Annotated in this window: 15 protein-coding genes; 13 read left to right on the top strand and 2 right to left on the bottom strand. The window is 45.4% G+C overall.

Features of this window, described 5'->3' with window-relative positions; translation table 11 throughout:
• Positions 1-28: 28 nt before the first annotated feature.
• Positions 29-1,147, bottom strand: coding sequence for a sporulation integral membrane protein YtvI (ytvI, locus tag ACR8BL_RS07155; protein ID WP_434751959.1), 1,119 nt, complete (start codon positions 1,145-1,147; stop codon positions 29-31).
• Between the two features lie 493 nt (positions 1,148-1,640).
• On the opposite strand from ytvI, the gene citZ reads away from it, so the two are divergent.
• The 4 genes from citZ to ACR8BL_RS07135 all read left to right on the top strand — a co-directional run bounded on the left by citZ (position 1,641) and on the right by ACR8BL_RS07135 (position 5,711).
• A complete protein-coding gene (citZ, locus tag ACR8BL_RS07150; RefSeq protein ID WP_434751958.1) occupies positions 1,641-2,753 on the top strand; it encodes a citrate synthase in 1,113 nt (370 codons plus the stop codon).
• A 147-nt stretch (positions 2,754-2,900) separates the two neighbouring features.
• The gene (gene icd, locus ACR8BL_RS07145; RefSeq protein WP_434751957.1) at positions 2,901-4,193 is read left to right on the top strand and encodes an NADP-dependent isocitrate dehydrogenase; all 1,293 of its coding nucleotides are present in this window, start codon (positions 2,901-2,903) and stop codon (positions 4,191-4,193) included.
• Positions 4,194-4,208: 15 nt separating this feature from the next.
• Positions 4,209-5,150 carry a malate dehydrogenase gene (gene mdh / locus ACR8BL_RS07140; RefSeq protein WP_434751956.1) on the top strand — a complete coding sequence of 314 codons (942 nt, stop codon included), beginning with the start codon at positions 4,209-4,211 and terminating at the stop codon, positions 5,148-5,150.
• A 135-nt stretch (positions 5,151-5,285) separates the two neighbouring features.
• Positions 5,286-5,711, top strand: a complete 426-nt coding sequence (locus ACR8BL_RS07135) for a hypothetical protein (protein ID WP_434751955.1) — start codon at positions 5,286-5,288, stop codon at positions 5,709-5,711.
• A 292-nt stretch (positions 5,712-6,003) separates the two neighbouring features.
• On the opposite strand, the gene ACR8BL_RS07130 is transcribed toward ACR8BL_RS07135, so the two are convergent.
• A complete protein-coding gene (locus ACR8BL_RS07130; RefSeq protein WP_434751954.1) occupies positions 6,004-7,563 on the bottom strand; it encodes a histidine kinase N-terminal 7TM domain-containing protein in 1,560 nt (519 codons plus the stop codon).
• 354 nt (positions 7,564-7,917) lie between these two features.
• Between ACR8BL_RS07130 and ACR8BL_RS07125 the strand changes: the two genes are divergently transcribed.
• The 9 genes from ACR8BL_RS07125 (at position 7,918) to phoU (ending at position 15,223) form a co-directional block, all read left to right on the top strand.
• Entirely contained in the window at positions 7,918-8,790 is an 873-nt protein-coding gene (locus ACR8BL_RS07125) for an SDR family oxidoreductase (protein WP_434751953.1), read from the top strand.
• 16 nt (positions 8,791-8,806) lie between these two features.
• Positions 8,807-8,941: a hypothetical protein gene (locus ACR8BL_RS07120; protein WP_434756625.1), complete on the top strand. Its 135-nt coding sequence runs from the start codon at positions 8,807-8,809 to the stop codon at positions 8,939-8,941.
• 275 nt (positions 8,942-9,216) lie between these two features.
• Complete coding sequence (locus ACR8BL_RS07115) at positions 9,217-9,318, top strand: hypothetical protein (protein WP_434751952.1); 102 nt, start codon at positions 9,217-9,219, stop codon at positions 9,316-9,318.
• Between the two features lie 133 nt (positions 9,319-9,451).
• Positions 9,452-11,281 carry a two-component system histidine kinase PnpS gene (pnpS, locus tag ACR8BL_RS07110; protein WP_434751951.1) on the top strand — a complete coding sequence of 610 codons (1,830 nt, stop codon included), beginning with the start codon at positions 9,452-9,454 and terminating at the stop codon, positions 11,279-11,281.
• Positions 11,282-11,419: 138 nt separating this feature from the next.
• Positions 11,420-12,148 carry a response regulator transcription factor gene (locus tag ACR8BL_RS07105; protein WP_434753043.1) on the top strand — a complete coding sequence of 243 codons (729 nt, stop codon included), beginning with the start codon at positions 11,420-11,422 and terminating at the stop codon, positions 12,146-12,148.
• Between the two features lie 150 nt (positions 12,149-12,298).
• Entirely contained in the window at positions 12,299-13,495 is a 1,197-nt protein-coding gene (locus ACR8BL_RS07100) for a methyl-accepting chemotaxis protein (RefSeq protein WP_434751950.1), read from the top strand.
• On the top strand, positions 13,492-13,737 hold the full coding sequence (locus ACR8BL_RS07095; protein WP_434751949.1) for a hypothetical protein: 246 nt from the start codon (positions 13,492-13,494) through the stop codon (positions 13,735-13,737). Before ACR8BL_RS07100 ends, ACR8BL_RS07095 begins: the two co-directional genes overlap by 4 nt.
• Before the next feature lie 6 nt (positions 13,738-13,743).
• A complete protein-coding gene (pstB, locus tag ACR8BL_RS07090; RefSeq protein ID WP_434751948.1) occupies positions 13,744-14,499 on the top strand; it encodes a phosphate ABC transporter ATP-binding protein PstB in 756 nt (251 codons plus the stop codon).
• Positions 14,500-14,563: 64 nt separating this feature from the next.
• Positions 14,564-15,223 carry a phosphate signaling complex protein PhoU gene (gene phoU / locus ACR8BL_RS07085; RefSeq protein ID WP_434751947.1) on the top strand — a complete coding sequence of 220 codons (660 nt, stop codon included), beginning with the start codon at positions 14,564-14,566 and terminating at the stop codon, positions 15,221-15,223.
• Positions 15,224-15,348: the final 125 nt, after the last annotated feature.

Below are 15,348 nucleotides of genomic sequence, written 5' to 3'. Positions count from 1 at the left end.
GATGGCCATTAATGCTCTTCAATCAGACTCATCGGACTCTGCCATTGATGATATATGTCCTCAGATCACGCAGTACATTCGCTCGATTAAAGGCATCGAGGATAACGAGACTGACTGGACCTATAATGAGACCGAGCACGCCAAACAACTTCAAACCAACAAACATGCCTACTAACGTTGCAAGAGGATCCAGCCCCACACTACTCGCAAGAACCTTCGGTTCAATGATCTGCCGGGCAATGAGCAGGATGAGATAGATCACACTAATGCCGATGCCAAGATAGATATCCCCGTTCATGAACAAATAAGCCGCCCATGGCACCATAACGAGACCTACACCGAGATAAGGAAGCAGGTCAACCAGACCAATCAGCAGGGCAATTGTAAAAGCTGACTTGACTTGAAGAATGAGCAGTCCGATCATGACGAAGAGTGCTGTAATCGAGATCATGATAAGCTGTGCGCGTACATAACCGAAGAGTGCTTTTTTGAGATCAAGCCATATGTCGGAGATTGGCTTGCGAACAGAGGAGGGAACCCAGCCAGATACCGTAATGCTGTGGCGCGTCCAGCCTTTGCTAATGAAAAAGGTAGACAGCAACACAACGATAAGAACTGCACCTATATTAGGCAAGGAAGTCAGCAGGTTAAGGATCATATTGAAAAAACCTGTGACAAGATCGGTCACAGCTGTTCCTACTGTCTCTGTGGTTTTACTAATATTACTGTTGATGGTTTCCTGGTAATTCGGGTTTTCCTTATAAAAATCGTTAATCTGCGCAATTAAACTTTGGATCGTATCGTTCTGTGTCCAGCGGACAAATGTTTCCTTGATTTCGTCCACATGCAGATCAAAACTGGTTGTTAGTGATATGACTTCCTTAACCATGCGGGTGACGGCCGCAGACAAGATTACAGCGATTGCACCAAAATACAATATGAGTGACAGGGTTACTGCAAGCCAGCGTGGGAAACGGAGTCTGTTCTGGAGCAACTTCACGAGCGGATTCATGGCGTATGCAATAATCCAGGCGATGACAAAAGGATATAACAGCGGGAACAACAGATATATTGCTATAGCAATCAGAAGGGTAGCTACAATGACCCATAGACCGCGAAGCAGACGTTTGAGAATGATTCGATCCAAGGCTCACCTCTCCTTTGTTCACTCAAGAGCTTATCTTATTAATATAGAGCAATCGTAAGCTTTTGAAACGTAAAAAGAACAGTCTGCAAACGTGTGCCGGAATTCTGCTTTGCACATCGTCTGCCTAAATCATGCCCGAAGTTACCAAATTATAGCAATACATTTTTTGATTATATTTTTGTTAACATTCGCTAATGACTTGAATTGTTTAGCACACATTAAATGTAAACCTTGCTTGTGTAAAGGCTTTCAAAAATGCTTTATCACTCCGATAAATATGTTTGATGTGCGAATGAACTCTCATCATGTTCACATAAACGACAAAATCCAGTATGATGATATAAGTAAATACCGATTGACAGATAATAAAACCGTATTTTGAAAACTTAGGTCATTTTTAAAATGAAACGGTTTACAAAAGAGGTTAAGTGCATTCTGGCACTGATATGACTCTGAATGATTCCTGATTTGCTTATTAAAGGAGAGATGTAATATGACAGCTACCAAAGGTCTGGAAGGCATCGTTGCAACAACCTCTTCGATCAGCTCTATTGTAGACGGTGTGCTTACATACCGTGGATACGATATCGATGACTTGGCTGAACATGCGAGTTTTGAAGAAGTTGCTTATCTGCTCTGGTTTGGCAAATTGCCAACAACAGATGAATTGAAGTCACTTCGTAAAAGTCTTAGCGATTACGCGCCAATTCCGAGCGAATTGATTGCACAAATTAAATTGTATCCAAAAAACATCAGCACGATGGCGGCTCTCCGTTCTGCAGTCTCCGCACTTGCGCTCTATGATGAACAAGCGGATGAGATGACAGAGGCAGCAAACGAAAACAAAGCAGTCAAGTTACAAGCTCAACTGCCAACGATTGTGGCAGCAATCTCACGTATTCGCAAGGGGCAAGAGCCTGTGGCACCAAAAGAAGGCGCTTCCATTGCTGAGAACTTTTTATACATGATGACAGGAGAAGAGCCGTCCGAAACGGCGGTAAAAGCACTTGATCAGGCACTCGTTCTGCATGCAGATCACGAACTGAATGCTTCGACTTTTGCTGCCCGCGTTACTGTGGCAACTCTGTCTGATATTTACTCAGGCGTTACTTCTGCTATTGGTGCACTTAAAGGGCCACTGCACGGTGGTGCAAATGAAGCCGTAATGAAGATGCTGGACGAGATTGGTACACCGGATCGTCTGGAAGCGGCTATTCAGGAGAAACTGAACAACCGCGAGAAAATCATGGGCTTTGGACACCGCGTCTACAAAAACGGTGACCCGCGTGCAAAACATCTGCAGAAGATGTCCAAAGAACTGGGTGAGATGAACAACGATACACGCTTGTATGACATGTCCGTGAAGATTGAAGAAATCGTGACAGGTCAAAAAGGATTGAAGCCGAATGTCGACTTCTACTCCGCTTCAGTTTACACTCAACTGAAAATTGATCAGGAATTGTTCACACCGATCTTTGCAATCAGCCGTGTGTCTGGTTGGACAGCTCACATTCTGGAGCAGCTTGCAGACAACCGCATTATTCGTCCACGTGCCGAGTACACTGGCCCAACAGATCAAAAGTACGTTTCCATTGATCTTCGCTAAACGTTAACAAAAACAGTATAATCATATAGATGAGGTGAGGGGCTTGTGAATATGAGGCTGTATTGCCGAGTAGAGACGGCCCTTCCTTCCTGCAAAAATGTGGTATGCTTCATACTGTGAAACCAAAACTTAGGAGGAATTGTAATTATGAAATTAGAAAAATTTGCACTCCCAACTGAAGGCGAAAAAATTCAAATTGACAACGGTACGCTTCAAGTACCTAATAATCCAATCATTCCATTCATCGAAGGTGACGGTACTGGCCGTGACATCTGGAAAGCTGCTGTACGGGTTTTGGATGCAGCCGTTGAAAAAGCATATGATGGCAAGAAAAAAATCGCTTGGTATGAGGTGTTTGCTGGCGAGAAAGCATTCAATACATACGGAGAGTGGCTGCCGAATGATACGCTTGAAGCAATTCGTGAGTATATTGTAGCAATCAAAGGACCTCTGACTACGCCAATCGGCGGCGGTATCCGTTCCCTGAACGTGGCACTGCGTCAAGAACTGGATCTGTACACTTGCCTGCGTCCTGTTCGTTATTTCGATGGTGTACCTTCCCCGGTTAAACGTCCTGAGCTGGTAGACATGGTTATTTTCCGTGAAAATACAGAGGATATCTATGCAGGGATCGAGTACGCTGAAGGTTCGGATGAAGTGAAAAAAGTGATCCAGTTCCTGCAACAGGAAATGGGCGTTAACAAAATTCGTTTCCCTGAAACTTCCGGTATCGGTATCAAACCTGTATCTGAAGAAGGTTCGAAACGTTTGGTTCGTGCAGCGGTACAATACGCTGTTGATCACAACCGCAAGACCGTTACATTGGTACACAAAGGTAATATTATGAAATTCACTGAAGGTGCCTTCAAAAACTGGGGTTACGAAGTGGCTGAAGCAGAATTTGGCGACAAAGTATTCACATGGGCACAATATGATCTGATCAAAGAAAAAGATGGCACAGATGCGGCAAATGCAGCACAAAAAGCAGCAGAAGATGCTGGCAAAATCATCGTAAAAGATGCTATCGCCGATATCGCTTTGCAACAAGTATTGACTCGTCCGGGTGAGTTTGATGTTATCGCAACATTGAACCTGAACGGTGACTATCTGTCTGATGCTCTTGCAGCACAAGTTGGCGGAATTGGTATCGCACCAGGTGCGAACATCAACTACGTAACTGGACATGCTATCTTCGAAGCAACACATGGTACTGCACCGAAATACGCGGATAAAGATCTCGTGAACCCTGGTTCCGTAATCCTCTCCGGCGTAATGTTGCTTGAGCACCTGGGCTGGCAGGAAGCAGCTAACCTGATCTACAAAGGTATGGAAACATCCATTAACAATAAAACTGTAACGTATGACTTTGCACGTCTGATGGATGGCGCAACTGAAGTGAAATGTTCCGAATTCGCTAACCAAATCATTAAAAACCTGTAAGGGGAGATGTGAATCGTGACTATTCAGCGCAAAAAAATCACAGTTGTTGGTGCCGGTTTTACCGGTGCCACAACTGCACTGATGCTTGCCCAGAAGGAACTTGGAGATGTTGTACTGGTTGATATTCCTCAACTGGAGAATCCGACCAAGGGTAAAGCACTCGATCTGCTGGAGGCCAGTCCTGTGCAAGGGTTCGACAGTCATATCGTGGGGACTTCCAACTATGAGGATACAGCTGGTTCGGAGATTGTGATCATTACAGCCGGAATTGCCCGCAAGCCGGGCATGAGCCGTGACGATCTGGTGAATACGAATGCAGGTATCGTGAAGTCCGTGTGTGAAAATGTGAAAAAATATTGCCCTGATTCCATTGTCATTATTCTGAGCAACCCGGTAGATGCAATGACGTATGCAGCATACCAGACACTCGGTTTTCCGAAAAACCGCGTAATTGGACAGTCGGGGGTTCTCGACACTGCACGTTACTGCACGTTTATTGCACAGGAGTTAAATGTATCGGTAGAGGACGTACGCGGCTTTGTGCTTGGTGGTCACGGTGACGATATGGTACCGCTCGTTCGTTATTCGAGTGTAGGTGGTATTCCAATCGATACTCTGATTCCGGCAGAGCGCATTGAAGCCATCGTGCAGCGCACCCGTGTAGGCGGCGGAGAGATTGTAAACCTGCTGGGCAACGGCAGTGCTTATTATGCTCCGGCAGCTTCACTGGTCCAGATGACCGAGGCTATTTTGAAGGACAAAAAACGTATTATTCCGGTTATCGCCTATCTTGAAGGCGAGTATGGATATCATGATCTGTTCCTGGGTGTGCCAACCGTTCTGGGTGGTAACGGAATCGAGAAGATCTTCGAACTCGAGTTGACTGCGGAAGAAAAATCAGCGCTTGATACGTCCGCAGATTCAGTACGTAATGTCATTTCCATCGTAAATATCTAAGTTTGAAGACTATTCTAACTTGGGAATTGAGAAAAACCTCCGTAAAAGCGGGGGTTTTCTTTTCTTTGGATAAGTTCCCCAGTATAATGAGATGTGATATACAGCACAGCGAAAATGTTGAGGAGGATGAAAATTTTGACAATGATTATGTATCTGCTCCATATCGTCGGAGCACTGGCCATGGGATTTTATCTGATCCTGCCATTCGTGGTTGGAAAAATCCGTACAATGAGCTTGCCAGCACAGGAGGGAGCATTTGCGTCACTTCGTTCATTAAACAAAATTGCGCAGTATGCACTTGTTATCCAGCTTCTTACAGGTGGTTATCTGATGACCAAGGGTAGTTACTCCCATATCTGGATGGCTGTTGTCGTAGTACTGCTTCTGGCTATTGCAGCCATTGGCGGAATTATGGGTAAACCGCTGCGTCTTGCAGCAGAAGGTGTAAAAAATAATAAGGATGTCACAGCATACCAAAGCAAAATTCGTATGTTCAGCTCGCTGCTTGCAGTGTTCTTGCTCATCATGGTGTATCTGATGGTAGAAAGATCCATTTTCTAAATCAACTTATATAGATCCATAGATCCCGAATGGTCTATGATCTTAAGGTGAAGCATTTGCACCTGTTCAGGACAAGCGGTTAGAGCCAAGCTAAGGCGGTGGCTCAGGAAACGAGCTTGCCTTCGAAAGCTGTGGCGTAAGTACCCACGTCATGAACTTAATTGAATAGTTCAAACTGATAAAACTAAACAGACAGCCTCTAGTAGGGGCTGTCTGTTGTTTTGTTTATACCTTTCCCAGGTATTAGAACGTAATACAACGGCATAGACATGCCCGCAATTACAATGCTCAATTAACTAATACTTCCAGCGTGCACGCGCACCGCATTACGACCATTCCGCTTGGACTCATACAGGGCATGATCGGCATTACGGAGTAATGATTCCAGCGTATCCGACTCACTGCCGGATTGGGATACGCCAAAGCTGGATGTGAGATAAACGGACTCGCCTTCTACGTCGAGCGGTTGATTCAACAATGCAATTCGCAACTTTTCCGCGAGATTATAAGCTTGTTGGAGCGTATTGTTTGGCAAGGCAATAACGAATTCTTCTCCTCCATAACGGGCAAATGACATCCCACTGTTCAGATAGCTATTGCACACAGTTACAACGTGAATGAGAGCCTGATCTCCGACATCATGTCCGTAGGTATCGTTGATTCGTTTAAAGTGGTCAACATCAAACAATATAAAGGAGATTGGACGATGGTTAAGCAGGGCTTCCTGCAGCAATGCCCTGCCTTTGTTCAAAAATTGAGTCCGATTGTAAATCTTGGTTAATCCATCGAAATAAGCTAGCTGCTTCAGCTGTTCCTGTAAAAAGCGTTGTTCGGTGATATCAATTAACATAATAAGAATACCTACAACCGCATTACTATTATTAAAGACATAAGACGTTCTGACTTGGTAACAGACCGTTTCACCATTCAACTGCCAGTAAAGGTCGGTTTGCAGTCCTTCTCTGCCGTATTCAACAGGGAATGTTTCTCCTGCGAGACCAAGCCAGATCTCATTCAGGGGTTGTCCAACCATCGTTGTTTGAATATCAGGCAACATAAGCCGGAGCGATCGGTTGAAATCAACGAGACGATATGAACTGTCCAGCACGAGAACCCCTTCACGCATGCTCTCAAAAATGCTATCTTTCGCAATCGGAACAATGGTTAGCAGACGTGAGGATAGAATAGCCCAAATATACATGGCAGATGTGACACACATCAGAACAGGAACAGGGTCTAAACCAGACGGGGTCACGCCGAGCAGGTACACAAATGCAGCAACCATCGGAATAACTTGCGAAACAATCAGCGTAAGCAGTTGACGACGATACATCTTTTTGGTGTGCCGCCATTGTGCGATTAATATAAGGCCAGCACATAATAGACAGGAGAAGGTGAATGCACCGTGCACAACATACCATTGTCCGATATCCATCGCCATGACAGGGATTGTGCTGTCCTCACGCAGCCACACTCTTTTGTAATAAAGGTGGTGCCAATCATTCGTAGAAACGAGAAAAACTGTGATGGAAGGAATGATGAACAGCGCTGTCGTCAGCCATTTGGACAATTTTTTCCCGGTGTATCGAATCATTAAAATCAGACCAAGTGGAGCCGAGACAGGCATGCCAATATACTGAACGATATTCCAGAACTTCATCTGTTCAAGTGTATTACTGGCGAGACCGATTGCGTATCCGAAAGTGTAGACCGAAAGGGAAGCAGTGTACAGTATGAAGATACTGGCATTTGGAAAATGCGCTCTTCTGAGATACGTATACATACACAGAAACAAGTTCAGTACCGCTGAAGTGGTCACAAGTGTAATGTATGAATTAATATGCGATTCCATGTTCAGATCTCCATGTCAATTAAATTATGTTTATACCTGTATATTTTCCATTGTACATCAGCCCCAGCTACTTAGGAATCACTTTGAATCATGAAAAAGGTGGAATCAAAAAAAATAAACATTCCTGACATGCCGATGTTTAGATTCTGCTGATTTATTTTCCATAAAAGTGGTAAATAACGAGTAGAAGCAGCTTATGGAACAAGCGCTGCTCCTGAGCTGCAGAAGAATAATCTGGTCGGTTCATGCCATCCTACAGAGTGAAACTTATGAAGAACGAAAGACAAGGAAACCTGTTGTTGGTGTCCGAGTCTTTTTCATTCCAGCATGTTCATTTTGAAAGGAGAATGTAAAATGTCTAGCACTACCCAGCAAAATCAAAAAACGATGCCTGCACAGCATCAGGATCAGCGTCCAGGGATCGAGTCCGAGATGACCCCAAAACCGGAATTTGAGAAACCCGAGTACAAGGCGGCTGGTAAACTAATGGGTAAGGTGGCTCTGATCACTGGAGGGGACAGCGGCATTGGACGGGCTGTTGCCGTGACATATGCGAAGGAAGGCGTCGATGTGGCGATTGTATATTTGAGCGAGCATGAGGATGCGAAGGAAACGAAACGTCAGGTGGAACAGGAGGGACGCAAGTGTATCCTCATTGCGGGTGACATCGGTGATGTGAATTTCGCGAAGAAAAGTGTTCAGCAGACGGTGAATGAGCTCGGACAACTTGATATTGTGGTTAACAATGCGGCCGAACAGCATCCGCAGCAGAATCTGGAGGACATTACGCCAAAGCAACTGGAGAAAACGTTCCGCACCAACATCTTCGGTATGTTTTATGTTACACAGGCTGCGATGCCACATCTGAAACAAGGAAGTACAATCATTAATACGACATCGATTACTGCTTATCGAGGAAGCCCAACACTGCTGGATTATTCCTCTACCAAGGGGGCCATTACGTCATTTACCCGCTCGTTATCGATGAATCTGATTGAAAAAGGGATTCGTGTGAACGCCGTAGCCCCTGGTCCGATCTGGACACCACTCATTCCTTCGACATTCGATGAGAAGAAAGTAAGTGAATTCGGAGCAACGCAGCCGATGAAACGTCCAGGACAGCCGGATGAATTGGCACCAGCTTATGTGTATCTTGCTTCCGATGACTCCTCTTATGTAAGTGGACAGGTTATACATGTGAACGGCGGCGAGGTTGTTAACGGTTAAGTTATAGTCCGTAGAAATGAAGTTGATGAACGGGCAGATGTATGCAGGTATTTCAGAAACGGGACGCTTACAGGATCGTAGCGTTCCGTTTTTTGCTTTCTATTTTTCTGTAAAGAAGAGGGAAGTTTGGGGAGTGTCAGCTGTATTGTAAGAAACGATTTACAAAAATTTGTATCTGCGCTGATCTATCTATGATATTTTATACAAGGTGTGACCCTGGGTGGATGAAGTGAGGAATAGAAGAAGCTGTGCTCTTTGCTAATTTACAAGGCAAGATATCTGACCATATGTGATATGATAGACCGGATAATATATTCGGGGGTCACTCATATGAAACATGAGCGAATGCCCGCAGGTACGACTTAAACAAGACATTTACATACTTAGAGCCGTCAGTTATTTTTTGTTCTTAGCGGTGAGGCATATATGGAGCTTGATGGAGAAATCGTAATATTGGAAGCACGCGAAGGTATTGGGATTCCACCGGGTGCCCCCATTAGATGCAAAATCGAAATGCGGCAGATATAGAATTTCTTGTCATTTCACAGCCAACTACACCCGGTGACCGCACCGAGCAGTGATTGGAAGGTTATTCGGTCATCGAAGTGGTTATGTAATTTTCTTGTTCAACGGATTAAAATATACCAGAAGGAAGAGATCAATGAGACCGTTTCGCATTCGCCTGGCACTGATTATGATGGTGCTCATTGGCATTTCCGTCATTGTAGCCGGATATACGATGGGCAGAGTTTTCAAGACCACTCACATCGCCGCATTGGAACAAACGATGGTGCGCGAGATTAATTTGCTAAAAGCAACGTTCCCGTTTCATGATGCTTCGAATCCGACATCAGCAGAGACACGGAAGTATTACTCGGATCGGGCGCTGGAACTGGATCGTCTGACAGACTCACGGGTGACCTTTATTAATAAAGACGGAATTGTCATCGGGGATTCGGAGAGCGATCCTGCAACGATGGATAATCACCTGAATCGGGAAGAGATCCGGACGGCTACCCAAGGGACTTTTGGACAGTCGATTCGATATAGTGAGACATTAGGACAAGACATGCTGTATGTGGCACTGCCTGTGAATTCGGAACAAAGTGACATGATTGAGATGCCAAGCGGCAAATTCGACGGTTATATTCGCTTATCGATGAGTTTGCAAGCGGTGGATCAGGGGCTTCAACGCGGATGGATGATTATGTTTGCCGCGCTGGGATTACTCTTTCTGATTGTGGCATTTGTCAGTTATCGTGTAGCCAGAGGGTTAACGTCGCCAATTGAGCATATCACCAAAGTTGCACACCGAATTACAAAGCTGGAGTACGATGCCAGAGTAAAAGTTACACGCAGGGACGAGATTGGCCAGTTGGGTCTTGCGATTAACGGAATGGCGGACAGTTTGCAGTCCCAGCTCAAAACCATTCGAGACAATGAAGCACTGCTTCAAAGTGTCTTGGCGAATATGACGGGCGGGATCGTCATGATTGATGCGACGCAATCGATTGCACTGGTCAATCGGGAAGCAGAGCGTATACTTGGCATCCAGGCCACGAAAGTTACAGGCAAACCTTATACTGAACTGAAGCGTCATTATGAGCTGACACGCACGATTGAAGAGAGTGTGGCTTTACAGGAACGTATGCACGAAGAAGTAAGTGTATTTAACCCGGAAGAACGGCTGATTCGACTTGATGGCGTACCGATGTCGGAAGACAATGGCGGATATCGGGGGATGTTATTCCTTTTGCAGGATGTAACCGCGATTCGTCGCTTGGAATCCATGCGCAGTGAGTTCGTTGCCAATGTCTCTCATGAACTCAAAACACCTGTGGCAGCGGTTAAGGGGTTCGCAGAAACCTTGCTCAGCGGCGGTGTGCAGGATAAGGAAACGGAACGTTCTTTCCTGCAGATTATCTATGATGAAGGTGACAGACTAAATCGGTTAATTGGAGATATTCTGGAGTTATCCAAGATTGAATCCAAACGTGCACCTCTGGAATGCTCTCCTGTACATGTGCACTCCTTCTTCGAGATGGTGCTGGGAACCTTGTCCAAGGTTGCGGAGAAAAAGCAGATTCGTCTGGAAATGAATGTACCTGAGGAATTGTATATCGAAGCGGATGAGGATAAAATGAAGCAGATTTTCATTAATCTTTTATCCAATGGCATTAACTATACGCCTGAGGGTGGAAGAGTGAAACTCCAAGTGAAGATGGATCAGACGAGTGAGGAAGAACAGGTTATTTTCTCGGTGTCTGATACAGGAATCGGCATACCCAAGAAGGATTTGCCGCGAATCTTTGAACGTTTTTACCGTGTGGACAAAGGCAGATCACGTAATTCCGGTGGAACAGGGCTTGGACTCTCAATTGTTAAACACTTGGTGGAGCTGCATCACGGCAAACTGTCGGTTGATAGTGAACTGGGGATGGGGAGCACCTTCCGTGTTATCCTGCCATTGATCCAGGAAGAAGAAGTATAGTTTACTTCAAATGTAAATGTAGGCGTATAGAAGCAAAATGTAAAATGAGTCAGTTGCTTTACACAGCGTTAACAAATTAGTGCTATGATAGAAAAAGTGTTGTGGCAACAGACAACCTATGAAGAGAGAAGGGGTATCATGGCACAGCGTTTGCTGGTTATTGAAGATGAACCGACATTATCGAGATTACTTACGTATAACCTTACACAGGAAGGGTACGACGTAACGGCAGAGGACCATGGATCAGCAGGATATGACCGGGCCTTGTCCCAGGATTTCGATTTGATCTTACTGGACTTGATGCTACCAGGCATGAATGGTCTGGATATTCTGAACAAACTGCGCATTCAAGGGGTAAGTACACCTGTCATTATCCTTACGGCGAAGAATGGTGAAGCCGAGGTTGTGCAAGGCCTGAAATCGGGTGCGGATGATTATATCACGAAACCTTTTGGTGTATCCGAGCTCTTGGCACGGGTAGATGCGGTACTCAGACGTTACTCGAATGGCGATGATCTACCGCAGCTTGAAGATAAAGACGGCTCACGTATTATTCTTGGTGAACTTGAAATTTATCCCTTGAAGTATGAAGTGACTTTAGGTGGACAATCGATCAGCCTGCGTCCGAAGGAGTTCGAAGTCCTGTTATATCTCGCTAAAAAACCCGGAGTTGTGCTGACTCGGGATGACCTGATGAATGCGGTCTGGGGTTTCGATTATATCGGAGGCCAGCGAACCGTAGATGTACACGTCAGTTCATTACGCAAAAAGCTGGAGCTTGATCCTGAATCCGTTCATATCGATTCCATCCGTGGTGTAGGTTATAAATTGGTTGTCAAAAGAAAAACTCCCCATCATTCTAGCTAAATGATCGGGGAGTTTTATTTTTACGTATATTTTACACAAAGGAAGATTTTTCTTCATTTATGGGGAGTAGGATGAATTTATCCAAGTGATACTTTGTACCTATAATCCCACCTTAGGGCGGATCTAACACGTAAAGGAGAATGTGTAAATATGCCCGCTTTGTTAGAAGCTAGACCTGAGAATTTAAATGCTGATTTACAAAAAGAGGAAGAATCATCTGTTATACCTGACTTGGAACCGGATGAATCAGTGAGTGAAATTCAGAATGAGCATGCCGTATCATTGTACGAATATTTCCGTCAGGTGCCCGTAGCAAAGGGAGATACTACCTGCGGAGAAGCAGCAGCTATGCTGAGTGATGGGCTAGAACACCCGTGTGTTGTGCTCTGTGATGACCACATGAAACCGACGGGACTATTGATGCGTGAGACCTTATATCGTTTACTGAACGGAAGGTTCGCCGCGGACTTATTTTATCGTAAACCGGTTGTGAAAGCAGCTAACACGTCACCGGTTATTGTAGATATACATATGGAACCAGCCGCCATTATTGATGTTGCGCTTCGGCGGGATGAGGATCACTTCTATGACTGCCTGCTCGTAACGGAGCAGGAACGCCTGCTTGGTGTGCTCACAATACGTGATGTGATGTCGCTTTCCCGTAAGCTGCAGCAGGCAGCAACCGCAGATCGTATATGCACTGTGACGGAGAGTGGACAGGAAATTTCACGTATTCATGAGGGCGTAACCAAACTGGTTCAAGCGGCGAATCAGACCGTACGGGAAGCAGGGCAAGTTATCCACTTATCTAATGATGGGGAAAGACGTCTGCGTCAAGTTGAGTCTTCCTACCTTCAGGTTCATGAGCATATGGGAGATCAGGGCAAACACGCCAGTCAGATGCTCGAATCTATCAAAACAGGTGCAGGGATGGCACGTTCCATTCGAACGTTGGCGGATCAGAGCGGACTTTTGGCATTAAATGCATCTATTGAGGCAGCTCATGCCGGAGAATACGGTAGAGGGTTCCAGATCGTGGCTGGAGAGATCCGCGCCCTTGCCAAGCAGACACGAGAAGTTGCAGGCAACATGACCATATTGCTTCAGGACATTGAACGTTTAACCCAGCAGACGGTATCTCTCATTCAGGCAAGTGGGAAGGAGATTGATGAGAGTGCGGTGTATGTGAAGGAAGGGGCAGAGGCATTCGGAAAGTTGAATCGTGCAGTAAAAGCCTTGTCATGCATTGTTGAAACCATTGCTACCGAAGGTGGAGAAGCGGGTAGGGTTGCGGAGAATATCCAGTTGAAGCTAAAGGCTATGATTGTAGTTCATCCTGAGCTATGAACGAAAGCACAATCGAGGCACAGTATAACGGAAATTGTGAAAAGAAAAAGAGAGATCTGGGACTTCGATATTACGACCCAGGTCTTCTTCAGGTGTTTTTACATTCCGTTAACATGAAGGTGGTACTGTTTTTACAATGTTACGGTAGGATATTAAAGATGACCGTGCTGATGGGTAGAGAATATTGGCGTTGGTCTCAACGTAAAGGGCAACCGATGATCCCTGCAGCGAAGGAGAAGTGAGCATCCATGAAAGACCTCATTCATATTGATGGACTTAATTTATACTACGATACGCATCATGCGCTTAAAAATATATCGATGGACCTGCCGGAAAAGACGGTTACGGCGTTTATTGGACCATCAGGCTGCGGTAAATCGACATTACTCCGCACATTGAACCGGATGAATGACATGATTCCGGGTGTTCGTGTGGAAGGACAAGTTATGTTGAACGGTTCGGATATTTACAGTAACGAGATTGAAGTGGAGACGTTACGGAAACGGGTAGGTATGGTATTTCAACAACCGAATCCTTTTCCAAAATCCATTTATGATAACGTAGCGTACGGACCGCGTCTGCACGGTGTAAGCCAAAAGGCAGAGCTGGATCAGCTCGTTGAGCAAAGTCTGGTTCACGCGGCACTGTGGGATGAAGTGAAGGATGTACTGAAAAAATCGGCATTAAGTCTGTCTGGCGGACAGCAACAACGTCTATGCATCGCACGTGCACTGGCTGTACAGCCGGATGTGTTGCTGATGGACGAAGCAACCTCGGCACTCGACCCGATCTCTACGCTAAAAATTGAGGAATTGGTCAAAGAGTTGCATCATAAATATACCATCGTCATGGTTACACATAACATGCACCAGGCAGCGCGGGTATCTGGACGCACCGTGTTTTTCCTGAATGGTGAAGTGGTGGAGGCAGCTGATACGGAGACGTTATTCTCCACACCGCAAGATTCCCGGACCGAGGACTATATATCCGGCAGGTTTGGTTAAGGCGAGCTGAATAAGAACGATCCCGGGTTACCCAGAGATGATAGAGAAGGAGGACATGAAACTTATGATTCGCAGAAAAGAGTTTGATCAGGAGCTGGAAGAACTTCGCACCCTACTTAAACAAATGGGGGAACATGTAGGGAATGCCCTGGACGGTGCTATTAAGAGTTTGCAGACATTGGATGTGGAGAAAGCTCAGGTCATTATTAAGAATGATGCGAATCTCAATGCTCTTGAGGACAAAATCATGGAGCTGGGTTCCAAGCTGATTATTACACAGCAGCCCGTAGCCAAGGATTTAAGACGCATTATTGTGGCCTTTAAAATCTCCAGTGACTTGGAGCGTATGGGTGATCTGGCTCTTGATGTGGCTAAGGTGACCATTCGTATGGAAGGACAGGAGCTGATTAAGCCGCTGGTGGATATCCCACGTATGGCGGAAGTGGTGAAATCTATGATTGATGAATCCATTGAGTCCTATCTGAAGGAAAATACGGATCTGGCCTATAAAATGGCACAAACGGATGATCAGGTGGATCAGCTGTATAGCAACATGATCCGAGATCTTTATACGTTAATGACCGATCATCCAGCGAATGCATCACAAGCCATGTTGCTGTTGATGGTTGGACGTTATATTGAACGTATCGGTGACCATGCGACCAACATTGGTGAGAGCACAGTGTATCTGGTTACGGGTCAACGTCCGGACCTGAACCAATAAGTAATCTGGGGCAGGCTCTGCTGCACAAGCGATGAAACATGCACATACAAGATAAGAGTTGATGATCGAAATGAGGAACTTTCTTCCCGCTGGCCTGTGCACAGGCTGACTGGGAAGGAGGTTCT

Source organism: Paenibacillus amylolyticus (genome assembly GCF_051136285.1).
GTDB lineage: Bacteria > Bacillota > Bacilli > Paenibacillales > Paenibacillaceae > Paenibacillus > Paenibacillus amylolyticus_F.
This window is presented reverse-complemented; position numbering and strand designations above follow the sequence as displayed.